The organism is Mycobacterium sp. (genome assembly GCF_035506235.1).
Taxonomy (GTDB): domain Bacteria; phylum Actinomycetota; class Actinomycetes; order Mycobacteriales; family Mycobacteriaceae; genus Mycobacterium.
Genome location: NZ_DATJPU010000126.1, coordinates 1 through 26,675, shown reverse-complemented (window position 1 = coordinate 26,675; position 26,675 = coordinate 1). Strand labels below are relative to the sequence as shown.

The 26,675-nt window shown below is 67.0% G+C and carries 31 protein-coding genes; 10 read left to right on the top strand and 21 right to left on the bottom strand.

Annotation, left to right across the window (positions count from 1 at the left end):
• Positions 1-387 (bottom strand): class I SAM-dependent methyltransferase (locus VMD50_RS11655; protein WP_325427906.1); only part of this gene is annotated, 387 nt, incomplete at its 3' end.
• 162 nt (positions 388-549) lie between these two features.
• Here VMD50_RS11655 and VMD50_RS11650 point away from each other — a divergent pair.
• Positions 550-996 (top strand): hypothetical protein, encoded by a 447-nt coding sequence (locus VMD50_RS11650; RefSeq protein WP_325427905.1) that lies wholly within the window; start codon positions 550-552, stop codon positions 994-996.
• Here the strand turns inward: VMD50_RS11650 and VMD50_RS11645 are convergent.
• The 4 genes from VMD50_RS11645 to VMD50_RS11630 all read right to left on the bottom strand — a co-directional run bounded on the left by VMD50_RS11645 (position 929) and on the right by VMD50_RS11630 (position 4,711).
• On the bottom strand, positions 929-1,759 hold the full coding sequence (locus VMD50_RS11645) for an SDR family NAD(P)-dependent oxidoreductase (RefSeq protein WP_325427904.1): 831 nt from the start codon (positions 1,757-1,759) through the stop codon (positions 929-931). The two genes, VMD50_RS11650 and VMD50_RS11645, sit on opposite strands and share 68 nt — an antisense overlap.
• An 11-nt stretch (positions 1,760-1,770) precedes the next feature.
• Positions 1,771-2,619, bottom strand: coding sequence for a mycofactocin-coupled SDR family oxidoreductase (locus VMD50_RS11640; RefSeq protein WP_325427903.1), 849 nt, complete (start codon positions 2,617-2,619; stop codon positions 1,771-1,773).
• Between the two features lie 27 nt (positions 2,620-2,646).
• The gene (locus VMD50_RS11635; protein ID WP_325427902.1) at positions 2,647-3,849 is read right to left on the bottom strand and encodes a cytochrome P450; all 1,203 of its coding nucleotides are present in this window, start codon (positions 3,847-3,849) and stop codon (positions 2,647-2,649) included.
• A gap of 211 nt (positions 3,850-4,060) precedes the next feature.
• Positions 4,061-4,711 carry a TetR/AcrR family transcriptional regulator gene (locus tag VMD50_RS11630; RefSeq protein WP_325427901.1) on the bottom strand — a complete coding sequence of 217 codons (651 nt, stop codon included), beginning with the start codon at positions 4,709-4,711 and terminating at the stop codon, positions 4,061-4,063.
• 219 nt (positions 4,712-4,930) lie between these two features.
• Between VMD50_RS11630 and VMD50_RS30005 the strand changes: the two genes are divergently transcribed.
• A complete protein-coding gene (locus tag VMD50_RS30005) occupies positions 4,931-6,118 on the top strand; it encodes an acyl-CoA dehydrogenase family protein (protein WP_325427900.1) in 1,188 nt (395 codons plus the stop codon).
• Here VMD50_RS30005 and VMD50_RS11620 read toward each other — a convergent pair.
• The 8 genes from VMD50_RS11620 to VMD50_RS11585 are packed head-to-tail and all read right to left on the bottom strand — an operon-like array spanning position 6,115 to position 12,111.
• Positions 6,115-6,378, bottom strand: a complete 264-nt coding sequence (locus VMD50_RS11620) for a DUF4190 domain-containing protein (protein WP_325427899.1) — start codon at positions 6,376-6,378, stop codon at positions 6,115-6,117. The genes VMD50_RS30005 and VMD50_RS11620 overlap by 4 nt on opposite strands.
• 54 nt (positions 6,379-6,432) lie before the next feature.
• Complete coding sequence (locus VMD50_RS11615) at positions 6,433-7,218, bottom strand: acyl-CoA dehydrogenase family protein (RefSeq protein WP_325427909.1); 786 nt, start codon at positions 7,216-7,218, stop codon at positions 6,433-6,435.
• A 23-nt stretch (positions 7,219-7,241) separates the two neighbouring features.
• On the bottom strand, positions 7,242-8,339 hold the full coding sequence (locus VMD50_RS11610; protein WP_325427898.1) for an acyl-CoA dehydrogenase family protein: 1,098 nt from the start codon (positions 8,337-8,339) through the stop codon (positions 7,242-7,244).
• 10 nt (positions 8,340-8,349) lie between these two features.
• Complete coding sequence (locus VMD50_RS11605) at positions 8,350-8,781, bottom strand: nuclear transport factor 2 family protein (protein WP_325427897.1); 432 nt, start codon at positions 8,779-8,781, stop codon at positions 8,350-8,352.
• Positions 8,753-9,985, bottom strand: a complete 1,233-nt coding sequence (locus tag VMD50_RS11600; protein ID WP_325427896.1) for a metal-dependent hydrolase family protein — start codon at positions 9,983-9,985, stop codon at positions 8,753-8,755. Before VMD50_RS11600 ends, VMD50_RS11605 begins: the two co-directional genes overlap by 29 nt.
• A gap of 3 nt (positions 9,986-9,988) precedes the next feature.
• Positions 9,989-10,312 (bottom strand): hypothetical protein, encoded by a 324-nt coding sequence (locus tag VMD50_RS11595; protein ID WP_325427895.1) that lies wholly within the window; start codon positions 10,310-10,312, stop codon positions 9,989-9,991.
• Complete coding sequence (locus VMD50_RS11590; protein ID WP_325427894.1) at positions 10,296-11,573, bottom strand: aromatic ring-hydroxylating oxygenase subunit alpha; 1,278 nt, start codon at positions 11,571-11,573, stop codon at positions 10,296-10,298. The genes VMD50_RS11595 and VMD50_RS11590 overlap by 17 nt, the downstream gene beginning before the upstream one ends.
• 4 nt (positions 11,574-11,577) lie before the next feature.
• Entirely contained in the window at positions 11,578-12,111 is a 534-nt protein-coding gene (locus tag VMD50_RS11585; protein WP_325427893.1) for a carboxymuconolactone decarboxylase family protein, read from the bottom strand.
• 429 nt (positions 12,112-12,540) lie between these two features.
• Here VMD50_RS11585 and VMD50_RS11580 point away from each other — a divergent pair, with 429 nt between their 5' ends.
• The 8 genes from VMD50_RS11580 to VMD50_RS11545 all read left to right on the top strand — a co-directional run bounded on the left by VMD50_RS11580 (position 12,541) and on the right by VMD50_RS11545 (position 19,522).
• Positions 12,541-13,839 (top strand): amidohydrolase family protein, encoded by a 1,299-nt coding sequence (locus VMD50_RS11580; protein WP_325427892.1) that lies wholly within the window; start codon positions 12,541-12,543, stop codon positions 13,837-13,839.
• A 70-nt stretch (positions 13,840-13,909) separates the two neighbouring features.
• Positions 13,910-15,076, top strand: a complete 1,167-nt coding sequence (locus tag VMD50_RS11575) for an acyl-CoA dehydrogenase family protein (RefSeq protein ID WP_325427908.1) — start codon at positions 13,910-13,912, stop codon at positions 15,074-15,076.
• A gap of 168 nt (positions 15,077-15,244) precedes the next feature.
• Positions 15,245-16,390, top strand: coding sequence for a thiolase family protein (locus tag VMD50_RS11570; protein WP_325427891.1), 1,146 nt, complete (start codon positions 15,245-15,247; stop codon positions 16,388-16,390).
• A gap of 97 nt (positions 16,391-16,487) precedes the next feature.
• On the top strand, positions 16,488-17,102 hold the full coding sequence (locus VMD50_RS11565; RefSeq protein ID WP_325427890.1) for a TetR/AcrR family transcriptional regulator: 615 nt from the start codon (positions 16,488-16,490) through the stop codon (positions 17,100-17,102).
• Complete coding sequence (locus VMD50_RS11560; protein ID WP_325427889.1) at positions 17,099-17,626, top strand: hypothetical protein; 528 nt, start codon at positions 17,099-17,101, stop codon at positions 17,624-17,626. The genes VMD50_RS11565 and VMD50_RS11560 overlap by 4 nt, the downstream gene beginning before the upstream one ends.
• Positions 17,627-17,748: 122 nt before the next feature.
• Positions 17,749-19,020: a cytochrome P450 gene (locus VMD50_RS11555; protein WP_325427888.1), complete on the top strand. Its 1,272-nt coding sequence runs from the start codon at positions 17,749-17,751 to the stop codon at positions 19,018-19,020.
• The gene (locus tag VMD50_RS11550; protein WP_325427887.1) at positions 19,017-19,217 is read left to right on the top strand and encodes a ferredoxin; all 201 of its coding nucleotides are present in this window, start codon (positions 19,017-19,019) and stop codon (positions 19,215-19,217) included. The genes VMD50_RS11555 and VMD50_RS11550 overlap by 4 nt, the downstream gene beginning before the upstream one ends.
• The gene (locus VMD50_RS11545; protein WP_325427886.1) at positions 19,217-19,522 is read left to right on the top strand and encodes a DUF1330 domain-containing protein; all 306 of its coding nucleotides are present in this window, start codon (positions 19,217-19,219) and stop codon (positions 19,520-19,522) included. The genes VMD50_RS11550 and VMD50_RS11545 overlap by 1 nt, the downstream gene beginning before the upstream one ends.
• Before the next feature lie 3 nt (positions 19,523-19,525).
• Here the strand turns inward: VMD50_RS11545 and VMD50_RS11540 are convergent, their stop codons facing one another.
• The 8 genes from VMD50_RS11540 to VMD50_RS11505 form a co-directional block, all read right to left on the bottom strand.
• Complete coding sequence (locus VMD50_RS11540) at positions 19,526-19,717, bottom strand: ferredoxin (RefSeq protein ID WP_325427885.1); 192 nt, start codon at positions 19,715-19,717, stop codon at positions 19,526-19,528.
• A gap of 11 nt (positions 19,718-19,728) precedes the next feature.
• Positions 19,729-20,934, bottom strand: coding sequence for a cytochrome P450 (locus VMD50_RS11535; RefSeq protein ID WP_325427884.1), 1,206 nt, complete (start codon positions 20,932-20,934; stop codon positions 19,729-19,731).
• 106 nt (positions 20,935-21,040) lie between these two features.
• Positions 21,041-21,853 (bottom strand): NAD(P)-dependent oxidoreductase, encoded by an 813-nt coding sequence (locus VMD50_RS11530; RefSeq protein ID WP_325427883.1) that lies wholly within the window; start codon positions 21,851-21,853, stop codon positions 21,041-21,043.
• Positions 21,854-21,860: 7 nt separating this feature from the next.
• Positions 21,861-22,676 carry an NAD(P)-dependent oxidoreductase gene (locus VMD50_RS11525; protein ID WP_325427882.1) on the bottom strand — a complete coding sequence of 272 codons (816 nt, stop codon included), beginning with the start codon at positions 22,674-22,676 and terminating at the stop codon, positions 21,861-21,863.
• On the bottom strand, positions 22,673-23,521 hold the full coding sequence (locus tag VMD50_RS11520; RefSeq protein ID WP_325427907.1) for an alpha/beta hydrolase: 849 nt from the start codon (positions 23,519-23,521) through the stop codon (positions 22,673-22,675). The genes VMD50_RS11525 and VMD50_RS11520 overlap by 4 nt, the downstream gene beginning before the upstream one ends.
• A gap of 50 nt (positions 23,522-23,571) precedes the next feature.
• Entirely contained in the window at positions 23,572-25,230 is a 1,659-nt protein-coding gene (locus VMD50_RS11515; RefSeq protein WP_325427881.1) for a thiolase C-terminal domain-containing protein, read from the bottom strand.
• Positions 25,212-25,508, bottom strand: a complete 297-nt coding sequence (locus tag VMD50_RS11510; RefSeq protein ID WP_325427880.1) for a ferredoxin — start codon at positions 25,506-25,508, stop codon at positions 25,212-25,214. The genes VMD50_RS11515 and VMD50_RS11510 overlap by 19 nt, the downstream gene beginning before the upstream one ends.
• Positions 25,509-25,516: 8 nt before the next feature.
• Positions 25,517-26,675: NADH-ubiquinone oxidoreductase-F iron-sulfur binding region domain-containing protein (locus tag VMD50_RS11505; RefSeq protein WP_325427879.1), on the bottom strand; the 1,159-nt coding region annotated here is incomplete at its 5' end.

Here is a 26,675-nt window from a genome sequence, read left to right as displayed (position 1 = left end):
CTCGTGAAACCGCTCCCAGCCCTCGAGCAACACCCGCTTGGAACGCGGGCTGTCCGATGCGGCGAACAGCTGCTCGACGTGGGCGACCTGGTTCTTGGACAGCGTGATGCCGACGACGTTGACGTCGTATTTCTCGATGGCTCGCATCATGGCCGCTCCCCAGCCGCAGCCAAGGTCCAGCAGTGTCATGCCCGGCTGCAGGTCCAGCTTGCTCAGCGAGAGGTCGATCTTGGCGATCTGCGCCTGTTCCAGAGTCATGTCTTCGCCGCCAAGCCAGTAGGCGCACGTATACATCTGGGTGGGGTCGAGGAACAGGCGGAAGAAGTCGTCAGAGAGGTCGTAGTGCGCCTGAACGTCCTCGAAATGCGGCGTCAGCTCTTCAGCCATGTTCCTGGTGCCTTTCCTGCTCGGTCGTGGTCCACTGTAGGGCGAATCCGGTTGGCGTACGAAGGGCTCACCGCAGCCCTTCTAGGCCCGGTCTCGGGCGAGTCGTCACATCTTTCACCGCTGCGGTGTCTCAAGGGTATGAACGCACTGTTCCATCGAAGCGTGTTGGCTATTCTGGGCGCCGCCGGCGCCGTCACGGGTGTGTGGGCCTACGTGGCGCCGCGCCACTGGTATGACCATTTCCCCGGTCTGGGCATGAGCTGGCTCCCGCAACTCGGCCCATACAACGAGCACTTCGTCAAGGACATCGGTGCGATGTTTCTGGCAATGGCGGCGCTCACCGCCGTGACGTTCCTCTTGGTCGCCAACCAAACCCTGGTCAGGGTCACCGCGGTGATGTGGCTCGTCTTCAACACGCTGCACTGCATTTATCACCTGTCGATGCTGCAGATGTACAACTCCCGGGATGCGACGTTGAACGCGATTCTGTTGTCGCTGGCCGTGTTGGCCGCCGTGGCATTGTTCATCCCGGTGCGCGTCTCTAATGGGCCCAGCCCTCGGCAGCCTGTTCGTCGAACGTACGGTCAATCCGCTCGAAGCGACGTTTGACCGAGGCGCGCGCCGCCTCGTGCGGCAGGATGTACAGGCGGTTGGCCAGGATCGCGTCGGCGGTCAGCCTGGCCACGTCGACGACGTTCACGCCCTCGTCCTGCGCCGGCAGCGGGCCGAACGTGCCCTCGGGCGATGACGCCAGCCCGTAATCCGCGCCGCGGATTCGTTCCGAGTTGGAGACCAGCTTGGTCTCGACCACCATCGGGCACAGCACCGAAACACCGATGCCGTTGTCCTTGACCTCGCGCGCCAGCGTCTCCGCCAGGCCCACAACGCCATACTTCGCAACGCCGTACGCGCCCAGGCCCGCGTTGGGCACCAGTCCGGCGAAGGACGCGGTGAACGCGATGTGGCCGCCGGTGTCCTGCTCCAGCAATCTCGGCAGGAACGCCTCGACGGCGTGGATCGAGCCCCACAGGTCGATGTCGATCACCCAGCGCCAGTCGTCGTGGGTCATTGCCGAGATCGGGCCCGCGACGACGATCCCGGCGTTGCTGAACAGCACGTCGACCTGGCCGAGCAGGCGAAAGGCCTCGTCGGCGAGGTGACGCATTTCGCCCAGGTGCCGGACGTCGCACATCACGCCGTGCGCGTCATACCCCTGGGCGTCCAGGTGCGCCACGGCCTGTTCGAGCGCGGGCTGGTCGACGTCGGCGATTACGACCCTCGCTCCGCGGCGGGCAAATTCCGTGGCGGTGGCCAGACCGATGCCACTCGCCCCGCCGGTGACCACGGCGCCGCGTCCATCGAATCCGTCCATGGGACGGAACCCTATTTCAAGCAGCTACCCGCATCGATGGGCAGGGTCACCCCGGTGACGTAGCGGGACTCGTCGGAGGCGAAGAACAGCACCGCGTTGCTGACGTCGACCGGCTCGACCCAGGGGATCGGCAGCGTGTGGAACATCTGACAGATCGGCGCCATGTCGTCGGGACCCGGGTTCTCCAGATCCGGACGGAACATCCTCCAGGTCCCCTCGTTCATGATCATCGGTGTGCTCACGTGGGTGGGGTGCACGGAGTTGACCCGAATCATCTTCTGCCCCAACTCAACCGCGAAGGCACGCATCAACCCGACGACGCCGTGCTTGGCGGCGACATAGTGCCCGGTGTGCGGGTAGGCCTTGAGCCCCCCGACCGAGCTGGTCAGGATGATCGACCCGCCGCGGCCGCCGGCCAGGATGTGCGGGACACTGGCCTTCACCGTCTTCCACACGCCCGACAGGTTGACGTCGATCATTTCCGTCCAGTCCTCTTCGCTGGTTTTGTCCAGCGTTTCACCGCCATTGCCGATGCCCGCGTTGGCCACGATGATGTCCAGCCGGCCCAGCTGCTCCACGCCGTTGTCAACGGCGGCCTTCAGCGCGCCGTAATCGCGCACGTCGACTTCGGCCGTGAAGACCCGGCGGTCATGGCCCTTCACGAGGTCGGCTGTCTCCGCCAGATCCCCGGGCGTCGACGCCGGAATCGCCGTGTCGGCGAGGCCCTCGCGGATCGGCCTGCAGATGTCCACGGCGATGATGTCGGCGCCCTCCTGCGCCAACCGCACCGCGTGGCTGCGGCCCTGGCCGCGTGCCGCCCCGGTGATGAAAGCGACTTTGCCTTCAACCCGTCCAGTCATTGGCCACTACCTCATTTCCTCAACAGCTCAGCCGAGAACGGCCGGCATGGTCTCCCATCCCCGCACGGTGGAAGTCGGGGACAGCTTGGCGTCGGCAAGGTCGACGTCCCATTCTCCGAAGCGCTTCAAGATCTCTTCGAGCGCGATGCGGCCCTCGAGGCGGGCCAGCGCGGAGCCGAGGCAGTAATGGGTGCCGACACTGAACGTCAGGTGCTGGCGCGGTTCCCGCCGAATGTCGAAAACGTCTCCGTCCGGCGGGAATTGGCGGTGATCACGGTTGGCCGCGCCGACGATCATCATCATGACGCTGCCCGCGGGCACGCGCCGGCCGTGGTACTCGACGTCAAGGGTGACGTACCTGGCAACGTGCGGGGCGGGCGGTTCGAAGCGCAGCAACTCCTCGATGGCCGCCGGAATCAGCGACCGGTCGGCGACCAGCGCGCGCCGCTGGTCCGGGTGTTCGGCCAGCACCTTGCCGGTCCACCCGATCAGCCGGGTGGTGGTCTCGTTGCCGGCACCGGAAACCACGCTGATGTAGATGAGAAGTTCCTCGCGGGTGAGCCGGCGAACGGTCCCCGTCTCGTCCTCGAACTCGGCGTGCAGCAGTTCGGTCATGATGTCGTCGGAGGGATGCTGGGCCCGCCAGTCGATGAATTGGCCGAAAAACTCGCCGTTCATCATGTGTTCGCCAGTGGTGTCCATCGGCTTGCCGGCCTCGGTGCGCAGGTTCGCGTTGGCGCGATCGCGCGCGGCTTCCTGGAACTCCTCGGGGACGCCGAGCAGCATGCCGATCACCCGCATCGGCATCTGCGCCCCAAGGTCGGCGACGAAGTCGAACCGGTCCTCACCGACCAGTGGATCCAAACTGCGAGCACAGAATTCGCGAATCTTCGGCTCGAGGTCGTTGATCTTGCGCGGTGTGAACATCCGGGACAGCAGCTTGCGGTGGACGTCGTGGATCGGCGGATCCTCGAACAAGATCACGCCCGGCGGAATGTCGATGTTCGCCTTGATCAGCTCGAGGATCGCGCCCTTCGCCGAACTGAAGGTCTGGAAATCGACCAGCGCGCGGTCGACGTCGTCGAACCGGCTCAGCGCATAGAAGTCGTGCTCCTCGTTGTAGTACAGAGGCGCCTCCTCGCGCAGCCGCCGAAACATCGGGTACGGGTCGGCGTTGAGCCCTACGTCGTAAGGGTCGAAGTGGATTTCGCTGGGCGCGCTGAGTGTCACGGGGTCAATCGCCTCTCGCCGGAACCGCGTTCCCCCCGGAATCGCGGATCGTGCCGCCTGTGACTCTGTCATCACCCGGCAACGGGTGTCAACGACGAATCCGTTTCGGCTACTTGTGGTTCTAGATATTAGAGAATCGGATTCTCGCAAGGCAACTGGCGTGCGTTATTTGCTCAGATCCCCGAAGCGAACGGGCGTCAGCCCCGAGGGGTCAGCCGACGAATCCGCGTGAGCAGAAGTCCCACACCTCGTCGGCGGTGATGGGATGAATCGTCGCGTCGTCGGAACCGCCGCTGGATTGCGCGATGAACATGACGGTCTGCATGGTCATCGCGGCCATCCGGCGCGGGTTGACGCCGGGCCGCAGCCTGCCGGCGTCGGAGGCCGCCTCCATGAGCTCGGTGAGCAACGCCAGCAGCGGCGCGTGGGCGACCTTGACCTCGGCCGGATGCGTAACCAGCAACCGTGGCGCGAAGTCCGTGAACAGCGGCCGTTTGGCCGTCGGGTCGGGGCGTGACGCCTCGTACAACAGCTCGACGGCGACCTTCAGGCGCTCCAGCGGGTCGGTCTGGCTCTCCGTGGCCGCGCGGATCTGGTCCGCGGAACGGCTCAACGCGTCTTCGAACAGCGCGAGCAGCAACTCGTGCTTGCCGTCGAACTGGAGGTAAAAGCTCCGCAACGACTGGCGGGAACGGTCGACGACCTCCTGGACCGTAAAGTCCGTGCTGCCCTTCTCGATGATGATCGCTTGCGCGGCGTCGAGGAAGCGCTGAACGCGTTGCGCCGCCCGCAGTTTCGCGGTTTTGATGGACCGTTCGACAGCGCGCTGCTTCCAGGCGGGTTCTTCGCTCGGGCTCGTCACGGGCGGCTCCGCCGATTGCCGCGCGGGGAGAACATGGTTGGACTCTACCGGAGAACGCCGTGCCATCGGTGTGCTCGACCCCCTATGGACGCCGTGTCGGAGATTGTAACTTTCTCACGACGAGAATACTATTCTCTTAGACGTGTGTAGGGAAGCGGAATCGCAAAGAGCAGGACGCGCCGTCCCGGAGAATCCCGAAACCAACTCGCTGGGAGTGCCGTGCAACTGACTTTTGACGCCGACGTGGAGGCGTTCCGCGCCGAGTTCATCGCTTTTCTGGACGCACATCTCCCGTCGGAGGCCGAGGCGGTCGAGCGACCGCGGTCGAGTTCGCACATCCCGGGGTGGGCCCGGCGTTGGCAACGGCTGCTGTTCGACAGTGGCTGGCTGCTGCCCGGCAATCCGCCGGAATTCGGTGGCCGCAACGCCACGCTGCTGCAGCAATACGTGCATCTGGAGGAATTGGGGCGCCGGAGGATCTATCAGAGTTTCAATCCGCAGGGCGTGGGCATCATCGCGGCGTCGTTGTTGACGTTCGGCACCCCGGAGCAGAAGCGGCGATGGGCGGTGCCGATTCTGCGGGCCGAGACGTCCGCATCGCTGGGGATGAGCGAGCCGGGCGCGGGCTCGGACCTGGCGTCGTTGAAGACGCGGGCGGTGCTTGACTCAGATTCACAAGGTGACCACTTCGTGGTCAACGGGCAGAAGGTGTGGACGTCGGGCGCACACGACGCCGACGTGCTGTTGGCGTTCGTGCGCACCGCTCCGGACAAGCCCAAACACAAGGGCATCAGCGCGTTGATGATTCCCACCGATACTCCGGGTGTGGTCCGCCGCCCGTTCGCGTCGATGTGTGACGGCGACGAAGTCGATTTCAACGAGGTGTTTTTCACCGACGTGCGGGTGCCGGCCGAGAATCTGGTGGGTCAGCTCAACGACGGCTGGCGCGTGGCGACCGGTTCCCTCGGCCACGAGCGGGTCATGCTGTGGATGGGCTATGTCGACTTATTGCACGAGCTGACCGTCGATTTCACTCCGTCGGGATCGCTTGAGCGCGATCGCTACGCGACGCTGGTGATGGATTCCTATGCCCTGCGGCTGCTGGGGTCTGCCGCGTTGGCGCGCGCGGACCGTGGGGAAGAGGACGTACCCGCCCAGTCGGTGCTCAAGCTACTCGGTTCGGAAGCCCTGCAACGGGCCTCCGAGGACGCGCTCCACGCCGCGGGCGCCGAGGGGCTGGTCTATCACGCGGTTACGGCCCCGTTCGCCCCGCTGAACCTCGACAGCCACTATCGCAGCTGGTTCGATCGATACGCGCGGACCTTCGCCGCGACCATCGCCGGCGGCACTTCCGAGATTCAGCGGAACATCATCGCCGAACGGGTGCTCGGCCTGCCGCGCAATTAGCGGGCGTCCAGCCACGCGTAATAACCGATCGCGACGAGCCCCGCCGCGATCGACACCGCCCCCAATACCATCCCCGCGACGGCGATTCGGGGATTGTTCGCCTCGCCGCGCTGCACTCGCCTGCGCCCGACATCGCCGGTTATCACCGCCGCGATGCCGAAGGGCACGCCAATGAGCAGCCAGCAGGTGAGGAGCGCGACCATGCCCACGAGCAGCGAGGCAACGCCAACCTCGTTCCGGGGTGCATCGGGCTGACTCATCGGGTCCCATCCTCGTGGTTGCCAGACGAGTGTACGGCGTAGGTCGGCCGGGCGTTACAGCTCCGCCAGCCGTGGCGCAAAACCTTTGGCTCGCAGCATCGTTCCGGCCTCACGGGTCAGTTCCCGGCTGCTGCCGAGCAGAACGTCCAAGACCAGCGACCGCTTGACGTGGCGGTGCAGGGGGTGCTCGGCGGTGAAGCCGATGCCGCCCAGCACCTGCTGGCAGTGGCGCGCGGCGGTCCGCGCGGCCTCGCCGGCCGCGGCCTTGGCGAGCAGGGAAGCCAGCCCGTCGGCGTCGTCCGGCTCCGCGGCGGCGTCCAGGTTCGCCTCGGCGCCCTCGATCGCGACGAGGGTCTCTGCCAGCCGGTGCCGGATCGCCTGGAACGAGCTGATGTGGCGGCCGAATTGAACGCGGTCCAGGGCATGGCGGCGCGCCAGGGACAGCATCGCCCGGCTGGTCCCGATCAGCCACCAGCCCACCGCCCGACGGCCCGCCGCCAGTGCGGCCTGCGGCACTGGATCCCCTTGCGGCACACGGTGTATCGGCAACTCATCGTCGACCGCCGAGCCGGTGCCGTCGCCGCGCTCCCACACGACCCAGGAGCCGCCGGCGAACGGCAGCGGCGGGGTGCCCCCGGCCGCCGCCCCGGCCGCGCTCAGCACGACGTCGTTGAGCACGGGGGCGTGTGCGCCGGTCTCGCCTAGCAGCCGGAACACCAAAGGGGTTGCGAGGTAAGGTATTTCGTCGAGCATGTCGCGCCAGCCGACGTCGGACAACGCCGCCTCGAGCTTGGCGCCGCTCGCAGCGGTCATCGTGGTGCGCAGGGATTCGGCCAGCATGTGCAGTGCCTCGGGGTCCACGATCACTCCTTCCCGAGGTCGAGCAGTCGGCGGGCGATGATGTTGCGCTGGATCTCGGCGGTTCCGCCGTAGATGGTGGCCGCGCGCGAGTACAAATACTCCGCGCGCCACGGCGTGTCGTCGAGCTCGAGCGTCCCGGGCAACAGGTCCCGAACGGTGTCGTAGAGCCGCTGCTCGGCGGTGGCCAGCAGCACCTTGTCAATGGAGGTGTCGGGCCCCAGCCGCGCTCCGTCGCCCAGCCGGTGCTGCGTCGCACGTGACCGGCAGCGCAGCGTGTGGAGCGCGAGATAGGCGGCGCCGAGCGCGGATTCGTCCGGCTCGCCGGCTGCTGAAGTCTCGGCGATGAGCTGATCGAAGCGCGAGTAAAGATAGGCGATTCGCTGCCAGAAGCAGGTGGAACGCTCATAGGGCAGCAGGTCCATCGCCAGCCGCCAGCCGTCGCCCGGCCGGCCCAGCATCCGGCTCGCCGGGACCGCCACGTCGTCGTAGTAAACCTCGCAGAACTCGTCGACGCCGTGCATCGTGCGCAGCGGACGGATCGTGATGCCCGGCGTGTCCAGGTCGACGAAGAAGGCGGTGATCCCGTTGTGGCCGGGCGCGGTGCGGGTGAGCAGGACGCAGCGCGTCGAGAACTGCGCGAAGCTGGTCCATACCTTCTGCCCGTTGACGATCCAGTTGTCGCCGTCGGGCGCGGCGCGGGTGGTCAGCGAGGCAAGGTCGCTGCCGGACCCCGGTTCGGAAAAGCCCTGGCACCACTGCTCGCGACCGCTCAGCAGCCGCGGCACCATTTCGGCCGCGAGATCGGCGGGGGCATAGTCGATCATCGTCGGCGCGAGCACCTCGAGCATCGAGTACGGACCTGGCTCGGCGAGCCGCCGGCCGACGACCTCTTCGCCGACGATCGCGCGAAGCACGGCTGGGCCGCCCAATCCGCCGACTTCGACCGGCCAGCCGTAGCGCATCCAATCGGCGTCGTAGAGCGCGCGGCTGACGCGGGCGAACTGCTGCATATGGCCCTGCAGCGAGTGGTCGGGGCCGGGGCTCAAGTCATGCTCGTCGAGCCACGCGCGCAGGCCCGCCCGGAACTCCTCGACATTCACGGCTCGGCTTTCAGGGCTGCGGCCGGCCGACGGCGTGTGGGCGCCCTGAATCGTGCACGCCGCTGCGCCGGATGAACGTCATGGCCCGGGTCTTCAGCCGCCACCCGTCGGCCGTGCGGACGTAGGTGTCGCGGTAGTAGCCGATCCGCATGTCATGCGTGGCGTGGTCGATGAAGCACAGCGGTTGGGTGCCGCTCGCCGAGTCGCCGTCGATGTCGACCACCGCAGTTCCGGTGAGGAACAAGCCCTTTGGTGCCGCGGCCACCAGCTCCGGGAACCTGTCCAGCCGGTAGGTGTCGCCGAAGGCGCTGTAGGTTCCGTCCGGCGCGAACACGGCGATAAGTCCCTCGATGTCTTCCTGGGTGATGGTGACCGCGTAGCGGGCGAGCAGCTGCTGGATCTCGACCAGGTCGTCAGTTCTGGTTGGTTGACTTGTCGACATAGACCTTGCCGCCTTTCATGACGAAACTGACGTTCTGGGTAACCCGTATGTCTTCCAACGGGTTTCCCGGAACCGCGATGATGTCGGCGAGCTGGCCCGGCGCGAGCCGTCCCCGGTCGGTGGCATCGATCAGTTCGGCCGCGATCACCGTGGCCGCCCGCAGCACCGCCAGCGGCGGCAGGCCCCAGTCCACCAGGGTGACCAGTTCGTCGGCGTTGCGGCCGTGCGGAATCGCGGGCGCGTCGGTGCCCACCGCGATCTTCACGCCCGCCTCGTAGGCGGCCAGTATCGAGGTACGCGCCTTGGGAAACATCTCGGCCGCCTTGGCCCGCAGCTCCGGCGGAGCGTGCGAAACGTCCATCGCGTCGCCGTCGGCGAGCCGACGGGTGCTCACCAGGAAGGTGCCGTTTTCGACGAGCAGCGCGATGGCCTCGTCATCGATCAAAAAGCCGTGCTCGATGCAGTCGATGCCGGCGGCGACGGCATGCTTGACAGCATCGGCGCCATGCGTGTGCGCGGCGACGCGCAGGCCCCGCCGGTGTGCCTCATCGACGATCGCGCGCAATTCCTCATCCGAATAATGTTGCGCGCCAGGCGGTCCTGTCAGCGACATCACCCCGCCCGAGCAGCACACCTTGATCAGCTCGGCGCCGTGCTTGATCTGGTAACGCACCGCCTTGCGGATCTCGTCGATGCCGTTGGCGATGCCCTCCTCGACGGTCAGATCCAGGACGTGCGGCGCGAACGCGGCGAACATCGTCGGGTCCAGATGCCCGCCGGTCGGGGTGATGGCGTGTCCGGCCGGCACCACCCGGGGCCCGTCGATCCAGCCCGCATCGATCGCCTTGCCCAGTGCGACGTCGAGCAGGTAGCCACCGGTCTTGACGAAGAGCCCGAGGTTGCGCACCGTCGTGAACCCGGCGCGCAGCGTGCGGCGGGCGTTGCCGACCGCGCGCAGCACCCGCGTCGGCGGGTCGTCCTGCACCTGGGACAGACCGGGCTTCTCCCCGCGCCCGCCCATCAGGAGGTTGACCTCCATGTCCATCAGCCCGGGTAGCAGGATCGCCTCGCCCAGGTCGATCAGGTCGCCCTCCACACCACCGCCGATGCCGACGATCCGGTCGCCGTCGATGCGCAGGACGCCGGGCCGGAGGATCTCACCGGCGTCAACGTCGAGCAGCCCGGCGGCCTTGAGGGTCAACACCGGTCAGATCACCGGCTCCCGGATGCACTGGACCCAAGCCGCGCCGCTGTCGGGGACGCGCGGCTGTTTCCACGCCTCGACCGGAAACGACACCATGACGAGCGACTGCATGATGTGCATGAGAGTCTTTGCGTCGTCGGGCAGATCGTCCAACGGGTACTTGTCGCAGTAGGCAATGGCGTCGTTCAGCAACGGGAACGCGACATCGTAAAACTCCTGCATCTCGGCCATCGTAGACGCCAGACGCTTGGCGTAGCGCTCGGGCTCGGTGGCCAGATCCCAATCCAAATACGGCTGCAGGGCCGCGAATTCAGACGGCAGCGCCATTGCTTTGGTACTCCTTCACGTAGTCACCGGTCACCTTGTGCAGATGACGAATCAGGACTTCCTGGTCGCACAGCAGGAATTCTGTGACGGCCCTGGTGCCGATCATGGTTTGGGTCGCTTCCAGCGTGTTGGCGTCCTGTAGCGCGTATTCCTTGAAGGTTACGGCGGCCAACTCCTGGGCCAGGCGTTCCCGCGCGTTGCGCGGCGGGACGAAATACAGCGTGCACTCGAAGATGTGCTTGTCCACGGCGGTCGGCCAGTAGTGGTACGTCAGGAACCAGCCCGGCTCCCAGATCAGCAGCATAAAGTTCGGGTAGAAGTGCCAAGAGTCGATGCCCCACTGGGGCACCCGCTTCACGTTGACACCCGGTGGCAGCTCCAGCTTCTCGATGATCTCCGGCTTGTCCCAGGGACCGAACAAACCGCTGCGCAACACCTGGTCCATCGGCTTGACCATGGACATGTCCGGGGGTGGCGCCTGACCACCCCAGGTCGACTGCAGGCTGTGCGGGCCGGCCAACTCGTAGTGCAGCGCCTCATAGCCGAACTTCTGGATCTTGGCGGCTTCTTCCTTGGTGTACTGGCCCTGATGCAGGATCGGCGCGTGGTAGAACTCGACGAACGCGTCGATGAACAGCTTCCAGTTGCTCCCGACCTCGGCCCGGTAGGAGTAGGTCTCCGTCATCTCGCCGAACGGGTAGCCCTCGATGCCCTTGGCCAGCGGCCCGAGGTAGTCGGTGAGCGGCGCCGCGCCATTGTCGAAGTTGACGAAGATGAAGCCTTCCCACACCTCGCAACGCACCGGCACCAGGCCGTACTTGCTCTTGTCGACGCCGAAGAACTCATCCTCCTGCTGGACGAAGGTCAGCTCACCGTCCAGGCTGTAGCGCCAGGCGTGGTACTTGCAGGTGAACTGCCGACAGGTGCCGGAGGTCTCCTCGTGTGGAAAGTCGTTCCACACCAACTTGTTTCCACGGTGGCGGCAGACGTTGTGATACGCCTTGACCGATCCGTCCCTGGTCTTGACGACGATGACCGACATGCCCTTGCCGGCCGACGGCAGTTCCTTGGTGAAGTAGCTTCCGGTGCGTGGCAGCCGCTCCACCCGGCCGACGTTGAGCCACGTCCGCTTGAAGATTGCGTCGCGTTCGGCTTCGAAAAACGCCGGGTCGATAGAATCGGTGTAATCGACTGGCGCGGTTCCCAGTTCGGGATAATTCTCGGTCCAGCTGCCGGCGGCTGGCTTTGGGAAGTGGGGCAAGGCTCTAACCTCTCTCGTTCTCGAGCGGTACGCCAAAGGTGTTGATGGCCATCGCAAGCGCGATGTAGCCGCCGATGGTGAAGACCAGGTCCATCCGCTGGTGTTCGTCAAGGCGTTCGCACAGGGCGGTCCACGTCTCATCCGAGAGGTTGGACTTCTCGTCGAGCTCGTCGACGGCCGTGAATACCGCGCGGTCGAGCCCGTCGTCGGCCTCGCCGGTTCGGGCGGCGGCGATCTCGGCTTCGGACAGTCCCGCCTTCTTCGCGATGTCCACGTGGTGTGACCACTCGTAGGCGCAGCCGCGTCGATGGGCGACACGCAGGATCGCCAGCTCGCGGATGCGCGCCGGCAGCGAGGACTCGAGGAGCAGGTACCCGCCGAACCGCAGGTATGCGCGGGCCAGTTTCGGGTGGCGGGCGAGCGTCGACATCAGCGTGCCCGCATCCCGGGGATTACGCCGCTCCGGGGGCAACATCCCCGACAGTGCCTGCTCGGCAGCCTCGTCCCACTGATCGGCAGGCAGCGGCTGCAGGCGCATCCGCGTCTCCTCTCGGCGTCCTCTCAACCAACTCTCGGCCAAGGAGAATCGGATTCTCATTTCCAACCAACAGAGTTGCATGATTCGGCCTGCCGGTCAATCCCGGCTGCGTGGATCCGCATCGGCCGCCCGTCTCGGCGCCCCCGGGGCAGCGCCAGGCTCCGGGCCCCGCCGCAGCCGACCGGCCGACGCGCATTTCCAGGCCTTTTGTTGTCGCTTCGTCGCTTCGAAGCCGGCAACCGGCGCGGTCGCGTAGCCGCTGGTCAGGCCGGGGCGGTTCGCCGCAACAGCGGATGGATGTTGATTCTCGCTGCGCGAGAAGATAGTTTTCAAAATAGTGATCTTGGCGCCGGGCGGTGATTCGTCGATGCTGTGCGGGAGCGGCGCGTCCAAATCGCTCAGGTGGATCAGACTTGGAGAGGACTGGCCATGAACAAAGAAGACATGATCCTGATCAGCGTCGACGACCACACTGTCGAGCCGCCGAACATGTTCAAGAACCATCTGCCCTCGAAATACCTGGACGACGCGCCGCGGTTGGTGCACAACCCCGACGGCTCCGACATGTGGAAGTTCCGCGACACGGTGATCCCGAACGTGGCGCTCAACGCGGTCGCCGGCCGGCCCAAGGAGGAGTACGGGATCGAGCCCACGGGGCTCGACGAGATCCGGCCAGGCTGCTACAACGTCGATGAGCGCATCAAGGACATGAATGCCGGCGGCATTCTGGCCTCGATCTGCTTCCCGTCCTTCCCCGGCTTCGCCGCGCGGCTGTTCGCCACCGATGACCCCGACTTCTCGGTGGCGTTGGTGCAGGCCTACAACGACTGGCACATCGAAGAATGGTGCGGCGCGTATCCGGCGCGCTTCATTCCGATGGCGATACCGGTGATCTGGGACGCCGAGGCATGCGCGGCGGAGGTGCGCCGGGTTTCGAAGAAGGGTGTGCACGCCCTCACGTTCACCGAGAACCCGGCCGCGATGGGTTACCCGAGCTTCCACGACGAGTACTGGAACCCGCTGTGGAACGCCTTGTGCGACACCAACACCGTGATGAACATCCACATCGGGTCCTCAGGCCGGCTGGCGATCACGGCGCCGGACGCGCCGATGGACGTGATGATCACGCTGCAGCCGATGAACATCGTGCAGGCGGCGGCGGACCTGCTGTGGTCCAGGCCGATCAAGGAGTACCCGGATCTGAAAATCGCGCTCTCGGAGGGCGGCACGGGGTGGATCCCGTACTTCCTGGAGCGCGCCGACCGCACCTTCGAGATGCATTCGACGTGGACGCACCAGAACTTCGGCGGCAAGCTACCCAGCGAGGTCTTCCGTGAGCACTTCCTGACGTGCTTCATCAGCGACAAGGTGGGTGTCGCGTTACGCAACATGATCGGCATCGACAACATCGCGTGGGAGGCAGACTATCCGCACAGCGACTCGATGTGGCCCGGTGCGCCCGAAGAACTTTGGGACGTTCTGTCGACCAACAACGTGCCCGACGACGAGATCAACAAGATCACCTACGAGAACTCGATGCGCTGGTACTCCTTCGACCCGTTCACCCACATCACCCGGGAACAGGCGACCGTCGGGGCGCTGCGCAAGGCCGCCGAGGGACACGACGTGTCCATTCGCGCGTTGAGCCACCACAAAGACACCAGGGCGGGTTCCTCGTTCGCGGACTTTGCGGCCAACGCGAAAGAGCTCACCGGCAACCGGGACTGAGGCGCCGCCGGAAAGCTCAGTGCGCCGGTGCATTTCAACCAGAGGAGGCCCAGCAGTGCCCGGCGATGGGATGAACTTCGAGCTGACCGATGACCAGGAGCTGATCCGCCGGTCGGTCGCCGAGTTGGCCCGAAAGTTCGACGACCAGTACTGGATGGAAAAAGACCAGGCGCACGAGTTTCCCACGGAGTTCTACAACGCCATCGCCGATGGCGGGTGGCTCGGCATGACGATCCCGGTCGAGTACGGCGGTCACGGCCTCGGAATCACCGAAGCCACAATCTTGCTCGAGGAGGTCGCCAAATCCGGCGGCGCCATGAACGCGGCCAGCTCGATCCACCTGTCCATCTTCGGCATGCAACCCGTGGTCGTGCACGGCTCCGAGGAACTGAAGGCGCGCACGCTGCCCAAGGTCGCGACCGGCGACGTGCACGTCTGCTTCGGGGTGACCGAACCCGGCGCGGGGCTCGACACCTCACGCATCACCACGTTCGCCAAGCGGGACGGCGATCGCTACATCGTCAACGGCCGCAAGGTGTGGATCTCCAAAGCCATGGAGTCCGACAAGATCCTGCTGCTGACCCGCACCCAGGCCTACGAGGAAGTCACCAAGAAGACCGACGGGATGACCCTGTTCATCACCGACCTGGACCGCAGCCGCGTCGACATCCGCCCGATCCGCAAGATGGGCCGCAACGCCGTCAGCTCCAACGAGTTGTTCATCGACAACCTGGAGGTGCCGGTCGAGGACCGAATCGGCGAGGAGGGCAACGGGTTTCAGTACATCTTGGACGGCCTGAACCCGGAGCGGATGCTGATCGCCGCCGAGGCGCTCGGCATCGGCCGGGTGGCGCTGGACAAGGCGGTGAAATACGGCAACGAGCGTGAGGTCTTCGGCCGGCCCATCGGCATGAACCAGGGCCTGCAGTTCCCGCTCGCCGACTCGCTGGCACGCCTCGACGCCGCCGAGTTGATGCTGCGCAAGGCCACCTGGTTGTACGACAACGGCAAACCCTGTGGCCGCGAGGCGAATACCGCAAAATATCTGTGCGCCGATGCGGGCTTCACCGCGGCGGACCGCGCCTTGCAGACCCACGGCGGCATGGGTTACGCGGAGGAATATCACATCACGCGCTACTTCCGTGAGGCCCGGCTGATGAAGATCGCGCCGGTCAGCCAGGAAATGATCCTGAACTTTCTGGGATCCAACGTCCTGAAATTGCCGAGGAGCTACTGATGACCAATCCGCTGTTCGACCTCACCGGCCGATCGGCGTTGGTGACCGGAGCCGGCCGATCTCACCGATGAGAGCCCGCGCGCGGGTCGGCTCGTCGTTTACTGGTAGGTGGGCGTTGTCGAGATCTGACGTCGGATCAAAGAAATACCCGGAGCAAACGGAGTGCACATGCGTGAGACAGTCATCGTCGAGGCGGTACGGACGGCAGTAGGGAAGCGCAACGGAGGGCTGTCCGGCATGCACGCCGCCGACCTGTCCGCGGTCGTGCTCAACGAATTGCTGGACCGCGCCGGCGTCGGCCCGGAGATCGTCGACGACGTGATCTGGGGATGCGTGTCCCAGGTCGGCGACCAATCCAGCAACATCGGGCGCTACGCGGTCCTGGCCGCCGGGTGGCCGGAAACCATCCCCGGAACCACGGTCAACCGGGCCTGCGGTTCCAGCCAGCAGGCGCTCGATTTCGCCGCCCAGGCGGTGATGTCGGGTCAACAGGACGTCGTCGTGGCCGGCGGTGTCGAGGTGATGAGCCGCGTGCCGCTCGGTGCGGCCAGGGCGACCGGCATGCCCTACGGCCCGAAAGTGCTTGCGCGCTATGACGATTTCTCCTTCAACCAGGGCCTGTCGGCGGAGATGATCGCCAAGAAGTGGGGGTTTTCCCGCGGCCGGCTCGACGAGTACTCGGCCCAGTCCCACGAGCGGGCGGCCGCGGCCCAGGACGCCGGTGCCTTCGACGATCAGATCGCGCCCGTGTTCACCGACGACGGCACCGTGGTGGCCGACGAGGGCGTGCGCCGCGGAACCAGCGTCGAGAAGCTGGCCGGGCTCAAGCCCGCGTTCGTCGACGACGGCGTCATCCACGCGGGCAACTCCTCGCAGATCTCCGACGGGGCGGCCGCCCTCCTCGTGACCACGTCGGAGATGGCGGTCGAGCTGGGTTTGACGCCGCTGGTGCGCTATCGCGCCGGCGCCGTCACCGGGGCGGACCCGGTGCTCATGCTCACCGGTCCCATTCCGGCGACCGAGAAGGTGCTGACCAAGGCCGGCGTCGCGCTGGCGGACGTGGGAGTCTTCGAGGTCAACGAGGCGTTTGCGCCGGTCCCGCTGGCCTGGCTGGCGGAAACGGGTGCGGATCCGCGACGGACAAATCCGCTGGGCGGGGCCATCGCACTGGGACACCCGCTCGGCGCGTCCGGCGCGGTGCTGATGACGCGCATGGCGCACCACATGCGCGACAACGGCATTCGCTACGGGCTGCAGACGATGTGCGAAGGCGGCGGCACGGCCAACGCCACCCTGGTCGAGCTCGTTTCCTGACGCGGCGTGGCTGAGGCCCTTGTCGCAACGGCTAAACCAACCTACTGTGTGTTCAGTAGGTTGGTGAATCGGTACGACGTTGACCCAGGGAGCCCTTTTGCCCGTCGCTCGGCGATACGACACGCTGCTCGCCAAGGGCGAGGACCGCAAGCAGCGGATCCTCGACGTCGCCCAGCGCCTGCTCACCCGCAACGGCTGGCGCAACACGACCCTCGCCCAGATCGCCGGCGAGGCCGGCGTCACCCCCGCCGGCCTGCTGCATCACTTCGAGTCCAAGGAGCAGCTGCTACACGCGGTGCTGGACGCCCGTGACGCCGATGACGACTCCCATGCCGACCGGACCGGTGATCTGCTGGTCGAGATCGCCCGGGTCGCCGAGCGCTTCACCCGGGCACCCGACATGGTGGGCACGTTCACCGTCCTGCTGATCGAAAACATCGATCCCGACGCCCCGCTGCACAACCGCATGCTTTCCAGGCAGCGCGAAGCGATCGACATCGTCGCCGAACTCATCCGGCGCGGTCAGGCCGACGGCCGCTACCGCCCCGACATAGACCCCGCCGTCAAGGCAATCGAGATTCTCGCCTTCGTCCACGGAATGGAAACAATATGGCTGCTCGACCCTTCGATTCCGCTGACCGACGCGTTCAAGGAGTACGCGGAGGCGCTGGCACGGGACTTCGCGCCGCCGAAGACCAGCGGGAGGCCATGAGGTACCGGCTCGACGTCGTCGCCTCGAGCGTCGTCGACGTGGTGCGGTTCGCCGGCGGCAGGCTCTTCGACCGTGCGATGGCGGGCTGGGACGTCACCGTGCTGCTGACCGACCTGGCCGACCACCCAGACACCCGGCCGCTGCAGATCGTCGGCGCCCAGGCGCTCGACCTCGAGGATGCCCTGGCCGCGGTGGAATCGCGGCCCCGCCCCCAGGCGCTCGCGGCCGCGGCCGACCTGTTCGGATGCGACTCGCGAGTGCGGCAGGGCGTCTTGCAAGCCCTCGATCACGGGGTCACGGAGGTGACGCTGTGGGGGGAAACCTGGCCCGCCGAGCTGGCTGACAGCGTCGGCCTGGTGCAACACCGGCTGAGCATGGCCGCGACGATCTTCAAGTCCCAGGCGCTCGCGGCGGCCCTGAATGGTGGCGGGTTGCCGCACGGCTCGATCGGTTGCCTCGAAACCTTCCGGAGCGGCCTGATGGCATGCCCGTCGGTCGCCGCCGACTTGGTTCCCGCCGGCTGATCGACCCGCTCGAGCCACGGTCGGCGGCCCCGAGCTGTCGTTGACGGGGTCCGGGCCGTGTGGAAATGTAATGCTCATCTCTGAGAGGATCATTCTCACTGCTGAGATTCGAACGGAGCAAGATGGCGAACGACTTCTCCAAGACGGACTTCTTCCGGGGTACCGAGCTCATCGCGGACCCCTATCCCTACTACGAGTCGCTGCGGGAACAATGCCCGGTGACCCGGGAAGGCCACCACGGCGTCACCATGGTGACGGGTTGGGACGAAGCCTGCGCAGTGCTGAACGACGCCGAGACGTGGTCCTCGTGCATCTCGGTGACCGGACCGTTTCCCGGCTTCCCGGTGCCGCTCGAGGGTGACGACGTGACCGAGCTGATCGAGCAGCACCGCGACGAGCTGCCGTTCAGCGACCAGCTGCCCACGCTCGACCCGCCGACCCACACCAACCACCGCTCCCTGATGATGCGGCTGATCACCCCGAAGCGCCTCAAGGAGAACGAGGACGCCATGTGGGTGCTCGCCGACCAGGCGCTCGACACGTTCCTCGCGCCAGGGCACGGCGAATTCATCAAGGGCTTCGCCGGCCCGTTCACGCTGCTGGTCATCGCCGACCTGCTCGGCGTTCCCATGGAGGATCGCGGCAAGTTCGTCAAGGGCATAGCTGAGCACGCAGGTGGCGGCATCGGCGGCACCAGGGGGTCCCTGGCCCACAGTCCGCTGGAATTCCTCTACGGCCTGTTCTCCGATTACGTCCGGGACCGCCGGCGCGAGCCCCGCGACGACGTGCTGACCGGCCTGGCCACCGCGACCTACCCCGACGGCTCGATCCCCGAGGTCGAAGACGTGGCCCGCGTCGCCAGCAACGTCTTCTCGGCTGGCCAGGAAACCACCGTGCGGCTGCTCGGCGCCGCGCTGCAAACCATCGGGGAGCGCCCGGAAATCCAGGCGCAGCTGCGCAAGGACCGCAGCCTGATCCCCAATTTCATCGAAGAGTCGCTGCGCCACGAGAGCCCGGTCAAAGGTGACTTCCGGCTGAACCGCAGGCCGGTCAACGTCGGCGGGGTGGACCTGCCCGCCGGCACCACCGTGATGATCGTGCAGGCGGCGGCCAACCGGGACCCGCGCCGGTTCGAGGACCCGGCCACATTCGATCCCGCCCGCAAGAACGCTCGCCAGCACATCTCGTTCGGGCGCGGCATCCACAGCTGCCCCGGCGCACCGCTGGCGCGCGCCGAAACCCGGGTGGCGATCGAGCGCCTGCTCGACCGGACATCCGACATCAGGATCAACGAGGGCGTGCACGGTCCGGCGAATGACCGCCGCTACCAATACGTTCCGACCTACATCCTGCGCGGGCTGACGGAACTGCACCTGGAGTTCACGCCGGCATGAGGGTTTGGGTCGACGACCAACGCTGTCGCGGCCACGGCGTGTGCACGACGCTGTGCCCGGAAGTGTTCAGCCTGACCGACGATGGCTACGCGGAGGCGATAACCTCCGACGTCCCAACGGAATTCGACGCCGCCACCCAGGAGGCCATCCAATGCTGTCCCGAGCAGGCCATCAGCGATCTCACGAAGGAGACGTAATGCCCAAAGGATATGTCATCCTCACCGAGGCCATCAAAGATCCTGAGGGCATGAAGGCCTACGGCCAAGCCGCGGGAGCGGCGATGGGTGGCGTCAACATCCTCGCGGTGGACACCGCTCCCAAGGCCCTCGAGGGCAGCTGGCACGGCGACCAGACCGTCGTGCCGGAATTCGAATCGGTGGATGCCGCCCGGGCGTGGTACGAGTCCGAGGCCTACCAAAAGGCGGCGAAGCTGCGCCAAGCGGCGGCCGACTGCAACGCGGTCATCCTCGCCGGCTTCGAAATACCTTCGGCCAGTAGCTGATCGCTACTCCACGATGGAGATCGCCTGGCGAGGGCACTGACGCACGGCCTCGCGGACGTCCGCCTCGGTCTCCGGTGTGACCTCCGGCTTCAGGACGGTCAGCATGTCGTCGTCGCCGAGGTGAAATATCTCGGGGTTGATGCCCATGCAAACGCCGTTGCTCTCGCAAAGGTCCCAATCGACTTCGATTCTCATTGCGGCCCCCTTTACCGAAGCACCTTGACGGGTACATTCTTCCAGCCGGCGACGTTTTGCATGTTCACCCGCTCGCACCCCGCCCAGTCCACCTCGTAGCGCGGCATGAAGTCCAGCAGCCGGTCCAGCGCGATCCTGCTTTCCATGCGGGCCAGCGCCGCACCCAGGCAGCTGTGAATCCCGTATCCGAGGCCGAGGTGCTGCGCCTCGGTCTGGTCGCGCTCGACGTTGAACGTGTCGGCGTCGGTGAAGGCGTCCGGATCCCGGTTCGCCGCGGCGCCGCAGAGGAACACCGGTTTGCCCGCGGGAATCACGCCGCCGCTGACGTGTGCCTCCTTGAGGGTGTAGCGGACGTTGTACTGGACCGGCCCCTCGTAGCGCAACAGCTCCTCGACCGCACCGGGGATCTTGTCGCGGTCGTCGAGCAGCAGCTGCCACTGGTCGGGATTGCGGGCGAAGATCACAGCAGCATTGCCCAGCAACTTGGTGACGGTCTCGGCGCCCGCCCCGCCCAAAAGGGTGGCGAAGGCGGTGATTTCGATGTCGTCCAGCTTGCGGGGCTGACCGTCATCGCCGGGGATCTCGGCGGCGATCAGCCTGCTGATCATGTCCTCCTGCGGATCGGCGCGGCGCTCCTGTATCAGGCCGAAGTAGTACATCGCGGTGTCGATGTTGGCCTGCATCCCGGCTTCGCTGATCTCGATCTGTCCCGGTTCGTGATGCAGGCTGGTGTCGATCCAGTGCCGCACTTGCTGGCGGTATTCCTCTGGCACCCCGGCCATCCGGGTGATGACCTCCACCGGGAACGGCCCGGAGAAGTCCTGAACGACGTCGAATTGGTCGGGATCGGCCACGCCCAGGTATTTGTCGATGACTTCGACAACCGTCTCGCGCTGCGATTGAATGGCCCGCGGCGTGAACGCCTTGTTGAGCAGGCTGCGCATGTGGCGGTGCTCCGGCGGGTCCATGAAGATGATCGACTTCTGCTCGGGGGACAGGCCTCGCCGCACCATCGCGAGGTCGCAGCCGCGCGCCGAGGAATAGGTCTCGAAGTCTTTGAACGCGGCCGCGACGTCCTCGTGGCGGGTCAGCGCGTAGAAGTCCTCTTTCTCGTCGTAATACAGTGGCGCGTCCTCGCGCATCCGCCGGTAGATGTCGAACGGGTTGTTGAAGTAGTCCTCGGAGTACGGATCGAAGACAACCTTCGGTTTGGTCACTGCGTGCTCCTCATCGGCGGGCTGAAACCGTTACAGCGGATTGCCTGACTGTAACGCTAACGGTAGCGCTTTCGTGTGGAACCGGAAAGATCAAAACGCCCCCTTCTCAAACCCTCCGGGCGTTATTTGCCAAGGGCCCCACGCCGTCGATGACGTCGTCCAAAACGCCGAGATCGCTGCCCAATTCCGTGGCGACGCCGCGGGCGACCGACACGTCTTTGCCGACGAATTCGCCGGCGACCTCGACGAACGACGCGACGGAACCCCCGGCCGCGACGATGTCTAGCACCCGGCTCGCTGCGCTGCCGTGCGGCAGGGCGGCCAGCAGGGTCGACTCCGGCACGCCCAGGCGTTCGCCCAGTCGGATCGACTCCGCCAGCAGCCCGATCTGAGCGGCGAACAGCGCGTTGTTGACCAGCTTCACCTTCTGGCCGGCGCCGAGCGGTCCGACGTGCACGACCGGATCGCCATAGCAGCCCAGCACGTTTCGCACCCGCGCCACTGCGTCGTCGGCGCCACCCGCGAACAGCGTCAACCTGCCGGCCGCGATGTCGTGCGGGCCGCCGCTGACCGGGGCGTCGACCACCCCGACATGGTCGGCGCGGGCGGCGACGGCCTCGATCGTTCTCGGGCTTGCGGTGGTGTGCACCACCAATGTCGAACCCGGCGCCATGGTGGGCAGCAGGGCGCCGTCCAGGCAGACCTCCCGCACCTGTTCGTCGGTGAACACGCAGACGATCACGACATCGGCCTGCGCGCCGGCCTCGGGCACCCCGCTCACCGGGCGGGCACCCAGGCGCTCGAGGTCGCGGCGCCGCTCGTCCGTCCGGCCCAGGACCCGTACGTCGTGGCCGACCTCGACGAGGCGGGCCACCATCGGGCGTCCCATCCGGCCCGCGCCGATGAATCCGACCCTCATCGGGCCCTCATCGGGGATGTCCCATCGAAGCCAGCGTGGCGTCGGCGGCGTCGAGCACGGCACCGGGGTCGGCCGAGGCCCGCTCGGCGAGTTCGGCGATCAGGCGGACATCCTTCTGCAGCAGCGTCCCCGCCAGGCCGCCCAGGCGCTCCAGGCCGCCCACACCGCCAAGGGCGTTGAGCGCGAAGCTGTTTGCGCTGCCGCGGGAGACGACTTCGATGAACCGATCGGGGGAGACACCCAGCGCGTCGGCCAGCGACAGGGCGGCGGCCGCCGTGCCCAGGTTGGCGGTGAACAGCAGGTTGTTGAGCAGTTTGGTGGTTTGCCCGGACCCCAGGTCGCCGAGGTGCACGACCGGATCGGCGTAGGTTTCGAACACCGGGCGGCAGCGCTCGACGACGTCGGCGTCGCCGCCGACCATCACCAGCAGGCGGCCCTCGGACGCGGCGCCACCGCCGCCGCTGACCGGTGCGTCGATGACTGAAACGCCTCGGGCGCCAGCTTTTTTCGCGAGCACGCGGCATGTGTTGGGATGCACCGTGCTGTGCACCGCGATGACGCCTCCCGGTTCCATCGCCGCCAGCAGCCTGCCCTCGCCTGAGGTGATTTCCTCGATGTCGGTGTCGCCGACCACGCACAGGCAGACCAGGTCGCTGGCCGCGGCGAGTTCGGCGGGCGACGCGGCGAGGATGGCCGGGGTATCGGCGAACGGCTCGAGGGTCGCGGGCCTGCGCGCCCACAGCGTCGTCTCGTAGCCGGCGTCGACGATCCGCCGCGCCATCGGGCCGCCCTGGCTGCCCAGCCCGATGAATCCGACTTTCATCCGGCCGCCAGGTCATCGTGTGCGTCAACCTTGTTCGCGCGGGCCGCCACGCATTCCTCGGCGAACGAAAGAACCTCCGCGTGATAATCCGGGGCGGTGTGGCCAAGGCTGATGTTGTGTCCCGCCTCGGGCTGCCGGTGCACGGCGAACCGGGGCGCGCCGGAGAACATGGCGGTGATCTCGGTTACCGCCGAATCGTCGGTCTGCCAGACCCGTTCGTACTCGGCAATGCTGAAATGCACCGGGACGCGCACGGCGGGGGCGAGCGCCGGGAAGGTCTGGCGGGCCCAGTCCGAGACCGCCTGGTCCTCGTAGGCGGGCGCCGACGGGGAAACCGTTACGCCGGTGAGGATCTCGGGCGGATACAGCCGTTCCGGGCTCCACAGCAGCTCGCGCATGCCGGCTGGGCGGCTCTGCCGGGTCGCCGTCTTGAGCAGCTCTCGGGCCGCGGGGTGCCAGTGCCGGCCGGTGCCCGCTAATTCGACGCCGAGCAGATCACCGCCGCGTTCGTCGGCGGCCATCCGCATCGTCAGTTCGCACCCGCCCGAGTGTCCCATCACGAATACGCCGGCGCCGCTTGGCCGTTCGCCGATGATGCGGTCGATCGCCCCGTAGGCGAGGTTGACGCGTTGATCGCCTTCGACCATGGCCTCGGGATAAGGCGCCGAGCTGCCATAGCCGGGCCGATCGAGCGCCACCACGGTGAATCCCGCTGCCGCGCCGGTCCGCAGCAACGAGAGGGACGGGTGGCCCGGGCAGTCGAAGTAGACCGCGGTGGTGCCTCCGCCGTGGATGGCCACGATGACGGCCTTGGGCTCGGGCGCTTCGGCGATTAGCGCCGACATCGGCACGCCGTCGACGATCACCAACCGGGGGCGGACAGCCGGCGCGGCGCTCACGCGTCGGCCCGCAAAAGCAGAACGCCGCTGGGCGTGAGCCCGCCGCTGCTGACGACGCCGACGCGGGGGCCGGTGACCTGCCGGTCGCCGGCCTCGCCGCGCAGTTGGCTGATCGCTTCGTGCAGCAGGCCCATGCCGTGGGTGCGGCCGTGCGACAACTGGCCGCCGTGGGTGTTCAGCGGCAGCAGGCCGTCGCGGGCGATGTTCTTGCCGCCGTCGAGAAACTCTTTGGCCTCGCCGATGCCGCAGAAGCCCAGCGCCTCGATCCAGGACAGGCAGTTCATGGTGAAGCCGTCGTACAGTTCGGCGACGTCGACGTCGGTGGGGCGCAGCGACGTGCGGGTCCACACGTGCGCGGCTTGGCCCAGCACCTGCGGCTCGTGGGTGAGAGTGCTTTGGTCCCAGTCGATTCGCTCGATGATCTGCGTGCCGACCGCCTCGACCAAAACCGGCGGCTTGGCCAGGTCGCGCGCCGCGTCGACGGCGGAGACGATGACGGCGATCGCGCCGTCGCACGGGACGTCGCAGTCATAGAGGCCGAACGGTGTGGTGATGGGCCGGGCGTTGAGGTAGTCGTCCATCGTCATCGGGGTCCGATAGACCGCGGTCGGATTGAGCTCGGCGTTGGCGCGCTGGTTCAGCGCGATCCAGCCGAGCGTCTCTTTCGTCGTGCCGTAACGGTGGAAGTGCCGCTGCGCGTTCATCGCCAGGGTGTGTGCGGCCGAGGTGGCGCCGAACGGGAATGTCCAGCCCGTGACGCGGCCCATCGATGGGGTGACCTTGCCCTGCTTCATCAGCTCGTTGTGGGTGGCTTCCCACAGCGTGCGGAAGCACAGCACGTGCCGGGCCAGGCCGCCGGCGACGGCGAGCATGGCGGCGATCACCGACCCGCCCGGACCGAAGGTCTCCATGGCGCCGTTGTGCCAGGTCGGGCGGATGCCCAGTGCCGCCTCCAGCGCGGTCACCCCGCCCTCGCCGAAGCCGCCGACATTGATCGCGCCGGGGTAGGTGGACAGGCCGTCGATGTCGGCGAGGGTCAGCCCGGCGTCGGCGATCGCGGCCTCGCAGGCCTGCACCGTCAGCGACAGCGGCTGCTGCATCAACCGCCGCCCGATCGGTGACATGCCGATTCCGGTCAGCGCGACCTTGTCTTCGAACTTCTCCGCGGTGAGCATGGGGCGGACGTGTTCACCGAAGCGCTCGGGCTCGATCTCGTCGGGCGGCAGGGAACCGGATTCGGCTCCCGGAACCGGCCGGAAGAGCGGCAGCCAGACGTCCTCGATGTGCTCGAAGACGACCTCCACCTGCTGGCCCAACTCGAGCCGGCCGGGGTCGCACTCCACGATGTTGGTGGTCAGCCGGACCCGGGGATCTTCCGCGATCGCCACCTGCGCGACCACGTAAGGGGCCGGCATCCCGGGCAGGCTGAACCGATGATTCACCGTGAACCCGGCCAGCGTCGCCCTGCCGGAAACGTCCCGCACACCCATGTCGCGCGCCCGGCAATACCGGCACACCGGCGCCGGCGGATGGATCAGCGATTCGCAGGCCTGACATTCCTGCATCCGCAGGGTGCCGTCGGCTCCTGACGTCCAGAAGAATTCGTTGTCCAGCGTGAGCAGCGGCAGCGGACGTGTCAACGCGTGAAACCCCATTCGGCTTCGTTCGCCTCGGTGTTGACGTGGGCGGCGGGATCCTCGTCGGTGCTCGGTTGAGGCGCCACGTCATCCGGTCGACGTTCGTCCATCTCCATGATGGCGTGCGCCGGGCAGTCCATCAGGGCCCGCATGACCGCGTCGCGGTCGGCCTCGGCGACGGTGCCGTCCCCGATCACGCACGCGTATCCCCAGTCGTCGAGCGAGAAGTACTCGGGTGCGTGCTTGGCGCAGATGCCGAAGCCGTCGCACAGGGTGCGGTCGAGATGGATTTTCATGCCCCCGCTCACGCGTAGACCACCGCCTCCACCTCGTATGGCCGTTCGGCGCGAAACACGTTGGCACGGCACGATTCACAGGTGTTGTCGAGATGCCGCGCCACCGTCTGCGGGAACTGGTCGAGCAGGCTGCCCGCCACGTTGGTCGCGGCGTCCAGCGTGGCGCACGCTCCGCGACCGCGCAGCGTCACCGACCACCGGCGCAGCCGGTCGAGGTCGTCGGGCGTGGCGGCGCCGTCACGCAGCGCGCAGGCGACCGCGGCCATCGCCGCGGTCCCGTTGAAACACGAACCGCATTGCCCGGCGTTTTCCCGATCGAAGTAGGCCAGCACGGACGCGGCGACGGCGACGGGACAGTCGTCGGTGATCACCGAGATCGCACCGCAGCCCAGGCCGCTGCCCAGTCCGCGCAGCGTCTCGTGGTCCAGCGTCGCGTCCAGCACAACCCGGTTGAGCAGTCCGGCGAAGTAACCGCCCAGCAGCGCACCCTGCACCTGGTCCGACGAAATCCCGTGCAGCGCAAGCAGTTCACGGAAGGGGAGGCCGTGCGGCACCTCGTAGAGGCCCGGTGGTCGGCCGCCGCCCGTCAGCGTGACCAGGAAGGTGCCCACCGACAACGAGGTGCCCACCGAGCGGAACTCCGCCGAGCCGTGCCGGTGCAGGAAGGGCAGGTTGGCCAGGGTCTCCACGTTGCTCACCAGGGTGGGCCGCCCGCCGACCCCCCGCTGGAAGGGCCGCGGTGGCTTGTCCGTCGGCTTGACCGGTCCGCCGTTGATCGCGCGGGTGACCGCGGTCTCCTCGCCGGCGATGTACCCCGGCGCGACGTTGATCAGCTCAATCGTGATGTCGCCGAACGCATGCTCTGTCAGCGCGGCTTCCACGCTGCGGGCGGATTCGGCGTCGGACACGTAGACGTAGGCGCGGCCGGCGGCCACCATGGCGGCGGCAAGTCGCAGCCCGTCGAGCACCAGGTGCGGCCGGTTGCGGAGCAACCAGCGATCCTTGATGGAGGCGGGCTCGCCCTCCTCGCCGTTGGCGACGACGACCGAGCCACCCGCCAGACGCCCGTTGTCGCGCACGGCCCGCAGCTTCACCGCGAGCGGGAAGGCCGCACCCCCACGGCCGGCCAGCCCGCCGGATTCGACCTCACTCAGCAGTCGGTCGGCG

Excerpts from the sequence above, each read along its gene's own strand:
- VMD50_RS11645 (WP_325427904.1), bottom strand. The coding sequence starts at position 1,759 with ATGGACGGATTCGATGGACGCGGCGCCGTGGTCACCGGCGGGGCGAGT.
- VMD50_RS11640 (WP_325427903.1), bottom strand. The coding sequence starts at position 2,619 with ATGACTGGACGGGTTGAAGGCAAAGTCGCTTTCATCACCGGGGCGGCA.
- VMD50_RS11620 (WP_325427899.1), bottom strand. The coding sequence starts at position 6,378 with ATGAGTCAGCCCGATGCACCCCGGAACGAGGTTGGCGTTGCCTCGCTG.
- VMD50_RS11615 (WP_325427909.1), bottom strand. The coding sequence starts at position 7,218 with ATGCTGGCCGAATCCCTGCGCACCACGATGACCGCTGCGAGCGGCGCC.
- VMD50_RS11605 (WP_325427897.1), bottom strand. The coding sequence starts at position 8,781 with ATGTCGACAAGTCAACCAACCAGAACTGACGACCTGGTCGAGATCCAG.
- VMD50_RS11595 (WP_325427895.1), bottom strand. The coding sequence starts at position 10,312 with ATGGCGCTGCCGTCTGAATTCGCGGCCCTGCAGCCGTATTTGGATTGG.
- VMD50_RS11585 (WP_325427893.1), bottom strand. The coding sequence starts at position 12,111 with ATGCGCCTGCAGCCGCTGCCTGCCGATCAGTGGGACGAGGCTGCCGAG.
- VMD50_RS11580 (WP_325427892.1), top strand. The coding sequence starts at position 12,541 with ATGAACAAAGAAGACATGATCCTGATCAGCGTCGACGACCACACTGTC.
- VMD50_RS11575 (WP_325427908.1), top strand. The coding sequence starts at position 13,910 with ATGAACTTCGAGCTGACCGATGACCAGGAGCTGATCCGCCGGTCGGTC.
- VMD50_RS11570 (WP_325427891.1), top strand. The coding sequence starts at position 15,245 with ATGCGTGAGACAGTCATCGTCGAGGCGGTACGGACGGCAGTAGGGAAG.
- VMD50_RS11560 (WP_325427889.1), top strand. The coding sequence starts at position 17,099 with ATGAGGTACCGGCTCGACGTCGTCGCCTCGAGCGTCGTCGACGTGGTG.
- VMD50_RS11555 (WP_325427888.1), top strand. The coding sequence starts at position 17,749 with ATGGCGAACGACTTCTCCAAGACGGACTTCTTCCGGGGTACCGAGCTC.
- VMD50_RS11550 (WP_325427887.1), top strand. The coding sequence starts at position 19,017 with ATGAGGGTTTGGGTCGACGACCAACGCTGTCGCGGCCACGGCGTGTGC.
- VMD50_RS11545 (WP_325427886.1), top strand. The coding sequence starts at position 19,217 with ATGCCCAAAGGATATGTCATCCTCACCGAGGCCATCAAAGATCCTGAG.
- VMD50_RS11540 (WP_325427885.1), bottom strand. The coding sequence starts at position 19,717 with ATGAGAATCGAAGTCGATTGGGACCTTTGCGAGAGCAACGGCGTTTGC.
- VMD50_RS11530 (WP_325427883.1), bottom strand. The coding sequence starts at position 21,853 with ATGAGGGTCGGATTCATCGGCGCGGGCCGGATGGGACGCCCGATGGTG.
- VMD50_RS11525 (WP_325427882.1), bottom strand. The coding sequence starts at position 22,676 with ATGAAAGTCGGATTCATCGGGCTGGGCAGCCAGGGCGGCCCGATGGCG.
- VMD50_RS11520 (WP_325427907.1), bottom strand. The coding sequence starts at position 23,521 with ATGTCGGCGCTAATCGCCGAAGCGCCCGAGCCCAAGGCCGTCATCGTG.
- VMD50_RS11515 (WP_325427881.1), bottom strand. The coding sequence starts at position 25,230 with ATGGGGTTTCACGCGTTGACACGTCCGCTGCCGCTGCTCACGCTGGAC.
- VMD50_RS11510 (WP_325427880.1), bottom strand. The coding sequence starts at position 25,508 with ATGAAAATCCATCTCGACCGCACCCTGTGCGACGGCTTCGGCATCTGC.